This is a genomic window from Sorangium sp. So ce836 (assembly GCF_028553905.1).
Lineage (GTDB): Bacteria > Myxococcota_A > Polyangia > Polyangiales > Polyangiaceae > Sorangium > Sorangium cellulosum_D.
Genome location: NZ_CP102233.1, coordinates 4,697,984 through 4,709,725, shown reverse-complemented (window position 1 = coordinate 4,709,725; position 11,742 = coordinate 4,697,984). Strand labels below are relative to the sequence as shown.

The following is an 11,742-nucleotide window of genomic DNA, read 5'->3' as shown; positions in this document are numbered from 1 at the left end:
GGCGGATCCGGGGCAGCTTCTCGCAGCCGTGCGAGCTGCCTGGCGCCGTGTCCTCCCCCGCGAGGTCGAGCAGGCGCGCGAGCACGACCTCGAGCCACCCCACCGTGCGCCCGCACCGGCCAGCGCCGCGCGGCGCCGGCTCCCCGGCCTGGGACGGCCCCGCGCTCGACGGGCTACGGCGCCTGCGCGCCGTCCACCACGGCCGCGAACTCCGGATCGGTCAAGCTTTTCATGAAGGCCACGACATCCGCCTTCTCCTCTGGCGTGATGGTGAAACCCCTGATGAGCGAGCTCTTGTTCGGGTTCTTGCTGCCCACGCCTGCGAACGGCCCCTCGTCGATGATCCTGCCTCCTGCGGCGTAGTGGTCGACGACCTCCTCCAGGGTGGCCACGCTCCCGTCGTGCATATAGGGCGCCGTCAGCTCCACGTTGCGCAGCGAAGGAACGCGGAATTTCCCCTTGTCCGCCGGGTCGCCGGTGAACTCGAACAGCCCCTCTCCGCCGGGCGGATAGTCGCCGTCCGGGCCGAGGTTGTAGAGGCCGGTGTTGTGAAAATCCATCTCCGCCTGCTTCGTTTCGGCGCTCCGGAAGGCGGTCGTGAAGTTGATCCCGCTGTGGCAGTGATAGCACTCGAGCCGCTCGGAGAAGAAGAGGTCCATGCCGCGCAACGCGGCCTCGGACATTGCGTCAGCCTCTCCGCCGTACGTAGAACGATCGTACGCAGAGCGCCCGGAGATGAGCGTCCTCTCGAACGTCGCGATCGCCTTCACGACCGTGTCGAGCGTTATCGGCTCGCCCTCGCCGGGGAACGCGGCGGCGAACGCGGCCTTGTAGGCATCATCGCCCCGGAGCCGGCCGAGAACGACGTCCTCGGCACCGGTAATCCCGAGCTCGACCGGGCTCTCGCCGAACATCGGGACGAGCGCCTGCTCCTCGAGCGACGACAGCGTGGGGTTGCCCCACGTGAGCAGCGGGAAATAGGCGACGTTGGCCAGCCCCATCGCGTTGCGCGGAATCGCGTCCCCCGTCGAGCCGGTCGGGGTCGCCTTGCCGTCGGCAAGCCCCCTGTCGGGCTCATGACACGAGGCGCATGCCATGGTCCCGTTGCCCGAGAGGCGTTTGTCGAAGAACAGGGCGCGCCCGAGGGCGACCTTCGCCTCGGTCATCGGATTGCCGGGCGGCACCCACGGCTTCGGGAAGCCGACGGGCAGGGCGAGCTCATAGCCGTCGGCAGGCGGGATCGCCTCCGTCTCGCCGCCACACGACGCCACCGCGAGCGCGAGGAGCACCGCCGACGTGCTTGCGCGGGTCACTCCAGCAGAATGCGACGTTGTTCGTTGTGACACAGGTTACAAGCTCCGGAGATGCTTGGAAAAGGCATGTTGTTGGTTCCCCCTCCGGCCGGTGCCCGCAGGAAGAAGAACAGCGCCTGGTCCGGGAAGGGCAGCGGCTCGGTCGTGAAGAAGTTCCCGTTCCCGTCGATGGCGACCGAGAGCACGAGGTCTCCTTCGCCTCTTGCGGCTGTGCGGAGCTCGACCGTTCCGCCTGAGACCGGCGTGCCCGACTGCGCGTACACCGTCCCGGCAGCGGTGAAGAGCCCCTTGCCAGGCCCATGGGGCTGGTGGCAGCCCATGCAGTTCTGCCCCATGTTGTGGCTGCGCTTCTCCGCAGCAGCGCTGATGTTGTCCACGTCGAGCGCCGGTTCGCGCTCGAAGCGAGGGTCACCCGGAAGGACCTCCGCGTCGCTCGGCTCGTCCATGTCCTCGTCGGAGGCGCCGCAGCCGGTAAGCGCACAGATCAAGAGCGGCGCGATGAGATTGGTCGCTGGCCTATGAAGGTACATCTCACTCCACCCGGAACGCGGTTTGCGGAGCGGATGGGCTCGCGCCGCCGAAGCCCATCCCGAGCGCCTTGAAGACGGGCGGGCACTCGGGATCGCCCTCGAATGACATGCAGCCGGAGGTGCGATCCGTCATGCCGTCGACCTGGTGGTCGAGGTCGGACTCGGCATAGAAACTGGCGATATCGAAGACGATGGTGCTCGATCCCGGGTCGACGCCGTCAAGACGTACGTCGGCGACGTTGTCGGCGGCGCACGAAAAGCCTTCGCTGACGGTACCCTCGCATTTCGTGCCTCCGAGGTGAAAGAAGTACGTGGGGTTCATCGTCGAGATGAGGTCGAGGCGGACGAACTTGTAGCCGCCCTTCCAAGACCACCACATACCGGGAATGTTCAGGGGCGCCGGGGCTGTCGCCGCGTCCAGGTGGTTCATCTCCGGGGGCAACCCCAGGTTGAACCTGACACCGGCGTAATCGCCGGCCGGGGCGGCGCCCACGATCTCGGTCCTCGTCTCCGGGCTGCCGGTCTCACATGTGCCCGTGCCGTCCTCGAAGTCGAGGAACGCGACCTTGTCGCGCTGCCAACTGCCGTCCTGCTCGAGCGAGAGTGGCTCCTCGGACCCGTCGTCGCGCACAAGCCGGACGTCATAGACGTACATACGGAAATCGAGCGGCTTCACCGCCGATCGGGTCGTGCCGACTCCGTCGAATGTGGTCGTGCAGGAAAACGGCTTGTCGCCGACCTTGGCGGCGAAGCTCAGCGCGAACGTCTTCGAGGCGACGTCCTCGTCGCCCTCGCCGCACCCGCTCAGCGCCGCGAGACAGGCCACGCTCAGGAACGTGACACGAGCCATCGAACCAACCATCGGGCAACCTTTCAAGCTACGAGGCGGCAGCGTCGTCACCACCGCGCCAGAACGGATAGCAGCCTACTCGAAAGTCGGCGCGCCTGGGGTGCATCAATTTGTCGCACCTCGCGGCCGTCCTCCGAGGGGAGCCGGCGCATCCGTGCGAAACGTGCCCAAGAGCGCCTATCAAAAGCCAGCGTAGACGCACCTGAGGCAGCTCAGACGGATGGCTATCAGGGTTGCATTCACAGATCCGCGATGCAGCTTTCTCCAAGCGGCCCGGAGCCTCTCAAGCGCTCTGAGGCGTCGCTTCCTCGAGGTGTCTCTCGGTGGACACGTCGCCTTGTCTCGTCGGCGGGGACCGCGGCGGGCGGACCATGCGCCGGGGCCACCGCCACGACGGATACGAGCCGCCGCTCCATACGTAGGGGAGCTCGGGGCTGTCATCTGATGACCGGCGCTCGTCCAGACGTCTGGCCACGGATACCGTCAATCGCCTCCCGCAGGGCGCTTCTGGCCGGCTGAAGCCGCGTCGTCCCCCGCGAGCTCCAGGAGGCGCGCGAGGACGACCTCGAGCCACCCCACCGTGCGCCCGCACCGGCCGGCGCCCCGCGGCGCCGGCTCCCCGGCCTGGAGCGCCCGCGCCCCGCTGGCGATGCCGCCGGGGCGCCGCCGCAGGTGCCGCATGCAGAGGTCGCGCAGGTCGACGAAGGGCGGGCGCAGGAGGCCCTCCTGCGCGAGCAGGTCCACCGTGAAGACGCCCCAGGTGCCCAGCACGCCGTCGCCGACGAAGGCGCGGAACCGGGCCAGGGCGGCGCCCGCGTCCTCGCCGTCGCGCAGGCGGGCCTCGGGCACCTCGAGCTGGTGCGCGACGCTCGTGCCCAGCGGGCGCCGCGGGCGGAGGAACGCCTCGAAGCGCTCGCCCGAGGCGCGGGAGGCCACGAGGTGCACGAGCTCCGACCTGGGCTCGACCGCGCCGTCGGCGGCCGGCCAACCGGCGTTGGCGCCGCCGTCGACGAGCACCACCCTCGCCGGATCCGCGACGTAGGGGCGCAGCGGCGCGAGCGGCGGGGGCGCCTGGGCGCGCCGCTTCCGCGGGGCCGTGCTCCGCGCCTGGTGCTCGATCTGCCGGTCGACCATGAACGCGAAGGCCCGCAGCATCGCGTCGAAGCGCGCGGGCTCGCCCTCGAGCGCGCCGAGCGCGCTGGCCACGGCCTCGACCGTGGCGAGGCACTCGGGCCGCGGCTCCCTGCGGATGCGGTAGTTGCCCGGCGCCCGGGGCGTGACGCCGATGCGGCGCACCGCGGCCAGACGGGGGTTCAGCGCGAGCATCTTCCTCGACTGCCACCACGTGCCGTCGACGACGATGAGCGAGCGCACAGGGGCCCCGTCCGCCGGGCGCGCGTCGCCCCCGGGATAGAGCACGGCCGTCGTCGGATCCGCGGCGAGGGCGGCGATCCTGGGGTCGTCTTCGAAGACGACGCCTTCGTGCAGCTCGGAGTTGGGCAGCGAGAGGTGGGTCATGCGCGCCGTGCCGATGCCCACGCGCCGCTCGCGCGGGTGCTGGAGGAGCACGACCCGGGTCCTCGTCGGCAAGGAGGGCAGGAGCGAGCAGTAGCAGACCGGACGGGGGCGCCGGCAGCGCCAGCAGACGTCGCGCATGGGGGCACCCTAGAGCACCGGCCGGGTCGACCGACCGACAAATGAACCGCCAAGAGCGCCAAGGGCGCCGAGAAGAGAACGAGATCGTGACGACTCGCCTCAGCTGCCCGGCCCGGCTTTGCGGGCCGGATCAGCTGCAGCCGAGGGTTCGGCCGCCTGCTCGTCCTTCCAGTACGTCGAAACGTCGTTCCCCCACAACAGCCCGCGCCCGGCAGCGGCCGCCATCCCGGCGACGGTGCGGAGGAACGCGAGGCTCAGCTGCTCGAAGGAGTACTGCGGGGGAGCCTCGTACGCCCCGTCCCGCCGGAAGCCCTCCATCGCCGCGAACGACGGCTCGAACCGGGGCAGGTCTAGCCCCCGGAGGTGCGCGTGGAACGCTTCCGTCTCTCCCGCGGTCAACCAGCCGTGGATGCCGTCCGAGTTGGCGAACTGGTAGCCGACCACGAAGCCTCGGTGCTCCAGCTTTCGGAGGCCATCGAACACCGGGTGTTCGGGGCTGAAGCCCGCGGCGGCCAGGGTATCGGAGTACCACGGCGGGCTCACCGTCCGCCCCAGGAACTGCCCCGGTCCGAGGCACTGGTCGACGACGCACGCCTCCAGAAGGAAGTTGAAGTCCACCGCCGCCGGCGGCTGCCGCGATCGGTGGAGCGGGCAGAGCTCCCTCGCGGGACAGGTGGCAGACGGGCAAGCCCGTGGCTCCCAGCTGTACGACCATCGCTCGGCCCCCGACCCGGCGAACGAGAAATCAGCGCCGAGGTAGTCGCAGACAGCGTCGAAGGAGAAGCCGAGCCCCCGGATGCGGGGGAAGTCAAAGTCCCAAACACCGCCAGCGAGCCGGCGGAGCAAATCGTCGAGCCATCCGTCGGCCTCCCCCGTCTGGACGAAGCGCCGGAGCGCAGGGACGACGCGCTCCCGATATGCCGCGTCATCGAAGATGTAGGCTACGGCGTCTGATCCCATCTTCCGCAACCGCCTCCTGCGGCCGAACGCTCGAGCTCACCCGAGCGCGCACGCGGGCGAAGCCCGCTGTAGCACTTCGGGTGCAGCGAACGGTCAGGCAGCACTTTGGCGCTACTGGGGCCGGAAGTGCCGTTCATAGACCGCAGCCGCCGGACCAGGTGTATCCAGCTCGTCGCCTTTCGTGACGTCCCCACGGAAAGTCCCACGAGGCGGCTCTGCGCCGCAACGCCCAAATGCTGCCCAGCGCCATAGAGTAGATCCTTCATGGTGGGGTCGCGCATCACGCCCCGCAACGCGCCCTCCGGCCCACGGAGCGCCGGCGTGGACTCAGACACAGAAGGGATGCCCCTGGCACAAGATGGCACGCAGCGTTCCTGCTCCACTGTGGCGGCAGCCCATCCAGACGCTCCACGCGCTTGGCACAAGACATGCCCGATGCCTGTCATGACACAGAAGCGCTCATCAATCGTCGTCGCGTCGTTGTGCTTTGCGATCCTCTCCACCGCGAGCTGCGCCTCCGAGCAGGCTTCGGATGAATTGCAGGCCGCTCAACCGCTGACGCTGCAGGAATGTGCGGCGCTCGGGGGCAACCCGGTTGGTATCGTGGGGAGCCCGGTGCAGCTCGGCGACCCGGGGGTGGATCTGTCACGAGACGATGGATGTCCAGGCAGCCGTGCGCTGAAAGGGAGGCTCGAGGCGGAGGGCGATGCCAACGGTGGCATTTGCTGTGAAACCCCGCCGTCGATGACGTTCGCGGCGTGCGACGAGGCTGGCGGACAGAGGTTGCTGGATCGTGGCGACGGCTCCAGCTACGTCGCAGGCTGCGAGGAGGGTTCGAGCCTGATTGGCTGGCTCACGGCGTGCGAGGGTTCACTCTGCGGCGAGGGTGGCATCTGTTGCCGGCCGTGAAGGGTGGGCATGACGGACAGGCACGGCGCTCTCAGAACTTGCCCCCCAGCGCGACGCGGACCGTCGCGAGCTTGCCCTGCTCCAGGCCGAACCCGAGCGGCTCGTCCAGCGCCACGAGCAGCCCGGCCCGGAAGTACAGGCCCGACGTGGGCGGCTCCACCCCGACGAAGGGCTCGGCCGCGAGCGCCACCTTGTCGGTCCGCGTGAGCGGGAACGCGGCCTGGAGCCGCGCGCCGACCCCGAACCCGCCCAGGCTGCGCAGCTCCGCCTCGCTGGCGTGCTCGATGAAGACCTCCGTCTCCCCGTCGTCGGTGGGGATGGCGAACATCGCCACGAGATCGCTCCGCACGTAGAACGCCTCGATCGGGCGCAGCTCGACGCCGCCGCGGGCGCGCAGCGGGACGTGCTCCAGGAGCGTCCGCTGCGCGTCGAAGTACCCGCGCACCGCCAGCGCCGCCGCTGCGGCCGCCGCCGTGTCGTCGGACGGGTCCTGCGTGATCGGGATGGAGGCCGAGAGCCCGCCGATGACCATCAGCGTGGGGAAGACGCTCGCGACGTAGTGGAGCCCTATCGACGGGTTGCCGAAGAAGAACCCCTCGAGCTCCGGCGCGACGGTCGCCGCGTCGCCGACGGCCGAGTCGGGCGGCCTCGCCTGGCTGCTCCCGTACGCAAACGGCAGCTCGGCGTCGAGGTGGAGCCCCGCGAAGAGCGGGATCTGGGCGACCGCCGCGAAGGACGCCGCGAAGGAGCTCGCCTCCCCGCCGGCGCTCGTCCCGCCGCCGCTCGCCGCCTCCCGGCGCGGGAGGTTCGCCTCGATGGTGCTGACGAGCACGTCCGCCTCCACGCCGAGGCGGAAGCCATGGGACTTCGCCCAATCCTCTTCCTTGACGGTCTCCTCGGCGAGCGCCGGCGCGGCGGCCGGGAGCAGGAGAGCGAGGGCGGCGAGGGACAAGGCAAGCGGACGCATGCCGGTATCTTAGCGAGTTCTCCGGCCCGGGGCCCTCCGGCGGGACCATGGACCAGGAGGTGCGCCCGGTCGTCCCTCGGGTCGAGGCCGGCCGGTGGAGGGGATTTTTCTCGCGGGAGCGCGCGCCTCCGGCCGCGGGGGGGCGTCCGCCGCGAGGACCATCGGGCCCGTCCTCGCGCTCTCCTGTCATGCGCTGTTCACCGCGTGGTTCGTGGCCGTGGGATCGGTGCTCTACAAGATGCGCTGATGGCGCCGCGCTGCAGCGAGACCTCCAGGTTGAATTTGAATCCTCCCGGGAGCCTCTCGGCCGCCTCCGGCGCTGGTCCGAGCGCGATCGCGCTGCCGCGCCCCCCGGCGAGGCGAGCCTCTCCGGCTCGCCCCCCCCCGTCACCCCTTCCCGCCCGCCTCCCAGGCCTCCAGCAGCTGCCGCGCGGCCCGCAGCGGGCTCAGCGCCCCGGCCTCCACCAGGCCCTCCAGCCCCGGCATCCGCTCGCGCACGGCGGCGCTCCGCAGAAACGCCTCGCGCAGGTGCCCCTCGATGAGCTCCACCAGCCAGCGGCGCGCCTGCGCGGCCCGGCGGCGATGCAGCCAGCCGCTCTCCTGCATGTGCGCGCGGTGGCGCAGCACGAGCTCCCACGCCTCGCGGACGCCGCGGTTCTCCTGGGCCGAGCAGACGCCCACCACGGGCGCCCAGCCGTGGGGCGGCGGCGGGAACAGGTGCAGCGCGGCCTCGTACTCGCTCCGCGCGCGCGCGGCCCGGCCCTCGCTCCCGCCGTCGGCCTTGTTGATGATCACGAGGTCGACGAGCTCCATGATGCCCCGCTTCATGCCCTGAAGCTCGTCCCCGGCCCCGGGGAGCATGAGCAGCAGAAAGCAATCCGTCATGTCGGCGACCGCGACCTCGGACTGCCCGACACCGACGGTCTCCACCAGGATGTTGCGGTAGCCGGCTGCCTCGCAGAGCACGATCGCCAGGCGCGTCGCCCGCGCCACGCCGCCGAGCGAGCCGCCCGACGGCGACGGGCGGATGAACGCCCGCGGATCGCTCGCCAGCCGCGGCATCCGGGTCTTGTCGCCGAGGATGCTCCCGCCGTGAACGGGGCTCGTCGGGTCGACCGCGAGCACGGCGACCGTCTCCTCCCGCTCGCGCACGAGGTGCACGCCGAGCGCGTCGACGAACGTGCTCTTGCCGACGCCGGGCACGCCGCTGACGCCGAGGCGCACGGCGCCGCCCTCACGCGGCGATGCGTGCGACAAACACAGCTCCAGGACCTCCTCGGCGAGCTCCTGATGGCGGGGGAGCGCGCTCTCGGCCAGCGTGATGGCGCGCGCGAGCGCCGCGCGGTCGCCCGCGACGAGGCCGTCGACGAGCTGCCTCGGATCCGGCTTCAACCTAGCGAGCCTCCTGCGCGGACAGCCTGTCGATGAGCGTGCGCACGATCCGCGCCGCGGCGTCGGGGATGACCGTCCCCGGCCCGAAGACGCCGGCGACGCCGCGCTCCTCGAGATAGCGGTAGTCCTGCGGCGGGATCACCCCGCCGGCCACGACGAGGATGTCCCCGCGGCCGGCCGCCCCGAGCGCGTCGAGCAGCTGGGGCACCAGCGTCTTGTGGCCGCCCGCGAGCGACGAGACGCCGACCACGTGGACGTCGTTCTCGACGGCGTGACGGGCCACCTCGTCCGGCGTCTGGAAGAGCGGGCCGATGTCGACGTCGAACCCGAGATCCGCGAAGGCGGTCGCGATCACCTTCATGCCCCGGTCGTGCCCGTCCTGGCCCATCTTGGCGACCAGGATGCGCGGGCGGCGGCCCTCGAGCGCGGCGAACTCGCGGACCAGCGCCTCCACCTCGCGGCCGGCGCCCGCGTCGCGGATCTCCGCGCCGTACACGCCGCTGACGGCGCGCACCGGCGCCTCGTAGCGGCCGAAGACGCGCTCCAGCGCCTCGGAGATCTCGCCGAGCGTCGCGCGGCGGCGCGCGGCGTCCACCGCCAGCGCGAGCAGGTTCCCCTCCCCCGTCGCGGCAGCGCGCGTGAGCGCGGCCAGCGCCTCGCCCACCGCGGCCTCCGCGCGGGCCGCCTTCACGGCGCCGAGCCGCGCGACCTGGCGCTCGCGCACCGCGGTGTTGTCGACCTCGCGCAGCTCGAGCGGCGCCTCCCGCTCCAGCCGGTACGCGTTGACGCCGACGATGATGTCGCGCCCCGCGTCGATGCGCGCCTGCTTGCGGGCCGCCGCCTCCTCGATCCGCATCTTGGGCAGGCCGTTCTCGATCGCCTTGACCATGCCGCCCAGCGACTCCACCTCCTGGATGAACTGCCACGCGCGCCGCGCCAGCCGGTCCGTGAGGCGCTCGACGTGGTGGGAGCCGCCCCACGGGTCGATGACGCGGCAGACGTCGGTCTCCTTCTGCAAGAAGAGCTGGGTGTCGCGCGCGACCTTGGCCGAGAAGTCCGAGGGGAGCGCCAGCGCCTCGTCCAGGGCGTTCGTGTGCAGCGACTGGGTGCCGCCGAGCACGGCCGCGAGCGCCTCGATGGCCGTCCGCGTGATGTTGTTGAACGGGTCCTGCTCGGTGAGGCTCCAGCCCGAGGTCTGGCAGTGCGTCCTGAGCGCCATCGACTTCGGGCTCTTCGGCTGGAAGCCCTTCACGATCTTCGCCCAGAGGAGCCGCGCCGCCCGCAGCTTGGCGATCTCGGTGAAATGGTCCATGCCGATCCCGAAGAAGAACGAGAATCGACCGGCGAAATCGTCGATATCCATGCCCGACGCGATGCCGGTGCGCAGGTACTCGAGGCCGTCGGCGAGCGTGTACGCGAGCTCCAGCTCGGCGGTCGCCCCCGCCTCCTGCATGTGATAGCCGCTGATGCTGATCGAGTTGAACTTCGGCATCTCCTCGGCGGCGAACCGGAAGATGTCGGCGACGATCCGCATCGACGGCGCCGGCGGGTAGATATACGTGTTCCGGACCATGAACTCCTTGAGGATGTCGTTCTGGATGGTCCCGGAGAGGAGCTCTGGCCGCACGCCCTGCTCCTCGGCGGCGACGATGTAAAACGCCATGACGGGGAGCACGGCGCCGTTCATGGTCATCGACACGCTCATCTTGTCGAGCGGTATCTGGTCGAAGAGGATCTTCATGTCCTCCACGGTGTCGATGGCCACGCCGGCCTTCCCCACGTCGCCGACCACGCGCGGGTGGTCCGAGTCGTAGCCGCGGTGGGTCGCGAGGTCGAAGGCGACCGAGAGCCCGGTCTGCCCGGCGGCCAGGTTGCGCCGATAAAACGCGTTCGACTCCTCGGCCGTGGAATACCCGGCGTACTGGCGGAGGGTCCACGGGCGGACCACGTACATGCTCGTATACGGCCCGCGCAGGAACGGCGGAATCCCGGCGGTGAAGCCGACGTGCTCGAGCGGCGCCGTGTCCTCCGGGGCCGCGGCCGGCGCGGGGAGCTCCGCGGCGCCGTCGATCTGGCGCAGCGCCGCCAGGGCGAGGCTCCGGGTGAGCTGCTCGACGTACCAGCAGCCCGCGGCCGGGCTGCCCCCGGCCTCGAAGCGGGCCTCCTCGCGGAGGATGACCCGGGCGTTGCCGAGCAGGCGCTCGGGCGGCGTGATCACGACGTCGTCCGCGCCGCCGGCCACGGCCGCCATCATCGCCACGATGCCGCGGAGCAGGTTCTTGTGCGGCTCGTCGCCGGGCACGGCGGCCGACGGGATGACGGCGGTGATGGTGGCGCCAGGCCGCACGCGCTCGGCGAGGAGGCGCGCGGCGCGCAGGCGGGCGATCTCGAAGAAATAGCCGCAGCCGAGCGTGAAGCGCAGCTCCGACGCGCCGCCCCGGAGCTCGGCGACGAGCGAGTCGACGAGCGGCCCGCCCGCCGCGGCGGGGAGCGGGGGGCTGTCCGGCGCGAAGATCGGCGGCACGAGGAGCCCCTCGGCGCTCGCCCAGGAGAGATCGTCCGCGGTCTTGCCCTTGAGGTCCCGCGCGAGCGCCTGTCTCCACGTCTCCAGCGCGGCCGGCGCGAACTCGGAGAAGAGCCTGTCATCCATGGGCCTCCACGACCTCGATGAGGTGGCCGAACGGCGCGTCCTCGCGCGACTTCGGGTGCATGAAGAAGATCGTGGTGCCCCGGGAGCCGGGCCGGGGCGCCGCGTCGATGATGCGGAAACCCCGCGCCTTCAGCTCGTCGAAGGCCGCCTGGACGTCGGCGACCCGGTAGGCGACGTGGGCGAAGCCGCCGCGGCCGCCGTTCTTGTCGATGAGCTTCTGGACGGGCGACTCGGCGGAGAGCGGCTCGAGGAGCTGGATGTGATTGTCGCTGTCGCCGACGCGGAGCATCACCTCGCGGACCTGATCCGTGCCCCGGACCTCCTCGCGGTGCACCTCGCGGAAGCCGAGCAGCTCGTAGGCCTTCACCTGCGCGTCGAGCTGCCCGGCGGGTACGGCCATGGCGATGTGGTCGATGAACAGAAAGCCGGGAATCTGGTCCTTCATGCGCCCTCCTCAGGTCAGCGAGCGGCATCGAGCGGCGAGGATGAGGATGTGGAGCGATCGTCACCCGTGA

General features: G+C 71.0%; 11 protein-coding genes. 2 read left to right on the top strand and 9 right to left on the bottom strand.

All coding sequences use genetic code 11. The features are described from left to right. Window positions 1–173: 173 nt before the first annotated feature. From NQZ70_RS17375 to NQZ70_RS17355, 5 genes are all read right to left on the bottom strand, one after another. Window positions 174–1,313, bottom strand: coding sequence for a methanobactin export MATE transporter MbnM (locus NQZ70_RS17375; RefSeq protein WP_129575203.1), 1,140 nt, complete (start codon window positions 1,311–1,313; stop codon window positions 174–176). Beyond that, window positions 1,310–1,759, bottom strand: coding sequence for a hypothetical protein (locus NQZ70_RS17370; protein ID WP_129575202.1), 450 nt, complete (start codon window positions 1,757–1,759; stop codon window positions 1,310–1,312). The genes NQZ70_RS17375 and NQZ70_RS17370 overlap by 4 nt, the downstream gene beginning before the upstream one ends. Window positions 1,760–1,844: 85 nt before the next feature. After that, window positions 1,845–2,747: an MbnP family copper-binding protein gene (locus NQZ70_RS17365; protein WP_129575201.1), complete on the bottom strand. Its 903-nt coding sequence runs from the start codon at window positions 2,745–2,747 to the stop codon at window positions 1,845–1,847. A 429-nt stretch (window positions 2,748–3,176) separates the two neighbouring features. After that, window positions 3,177–4,349: a tRNA-uridine aminocarboxypropyltransferase gene (locus NQZ70_RS17360; RefSeq protein ID WP_129575200.1), complete on the bottom strand. Its 1,173-nt coding sequence runs from the start codon at window positions 4,347–4,349 to the stop codon at window positions 3,177–3,179. A 99-nt stretch (window positions 4,350–4,448) separates the two neighbouring features. After that, window positions 4,449–5,309: a hypothetical protein gene (locus NQZ70_RS17355; RefSeq protein WP_129575199.1), complete on the bottom strand. Its 861-nt coding sequence runs from the start codon at window positions 5,307–5,309 to the stop codon at window positions 4,449–4,451. Window positions 5,310–5,753: 444 nt separating this feature from the next. On the opposite strand from NQZ70_RS17355, the gene NQZ70_RS17350 reads away from it, so the two are divergent. Continuing rightward, window positions 5,754–6,218 (top strand): hypothetical protein, encoded by a 465-nt coding sequence (locus NQZ70_RS17350; RefSeq protein ID WP_129575198.1) that lies wholly within the window; start codon window positions 5,754–5,756, stop codon window positions 6,216–6,218. A gap of 31 nt (window positions 6,219–6,249) precedes the next feature. On the opposite strand, the gene NQZ70_RS17345 is transcribed toward NQZ70_RS17350, so the two are convergent. Beyond that, the gene (locus NQZ70_RS17345) at window positions 6,250–7,185 is read right to left on the bottom strand and encodes a hypothetical protein (protein ID WP_129575197.1); all 936 of its coding nucleotides are present in this window, start codon (window positions 7,183–7,185) and stop codon (window positions 6,250–6,252) included. 94 nt (window positions 7,186–7,279) lie between these two features. Here NQZ70_RS17345 and NQZ70_RS17340 point away from each other — a divergent pair, with 94 nt between their 5' ends. Further along, window positions 7,280–7,432, top strand: a complete 153-nt coding sequence (locus NQZ70_RS17340) for a hypothetical protein (RefSeq protein WP_165374017.1) — start codon at window positions 7,280–7,282, stop codon at window positions 7,430–7,432. 140 nt (window positions 7,433–7,572) lie between these two features. Here NQZ70_RS17340 and meaB read toward each other — a convergent pair whose 3' ends face one another. The 3 genes from meaB to NQZ70_RS17325 are packed head-to-tail and all read right to left on the bottom strand — an operon-like array spanning window position 7,573 to window position 11,672. Then, window positions 7,573–8,577 carry a methylmalonyl Co-A mutase-associated GTPase MeaB gene (gene meaB / locus NQZ70_RS17335; RefSeq protein ID WP_129575196.1) on the bottom strand — a complete coding sequence of 335 codons (1,005 nt, stop codon included), beginning with the start codon at window positions 8,575–8,577 and terminating at the stop codon, window positions 7,573–7,575. Window position 8,578: 1 nt separating this feature from the next. Next, window positions 8,579–11,227, bottom strand: a complete 2,649-nt coding sequence (scpA, locus tag NQZ70_RS17330; protein WP_129575195.1) for a methylmalonyl-CoA mutase — start codon at window positions 11,225–11,227, stop codon at window positions 8,579–8,581. Beyond that, window positions 11,220–11,672, bottom strand: a complete 453-nt coding sequence (locus tag NQZ70_RS17325) for a VOC family protein (RefSeq protein ID WP_129575194.1) — start codon at window positions 11,670–11,672, stop codon at window positions 11,220–11,222. Before NQZ70_RS17325 ends, scpA begins: the two co-directional genes overlap by 8 nt. Window positions 11,673–11,742: the final 70 nt, after the last annotated feature.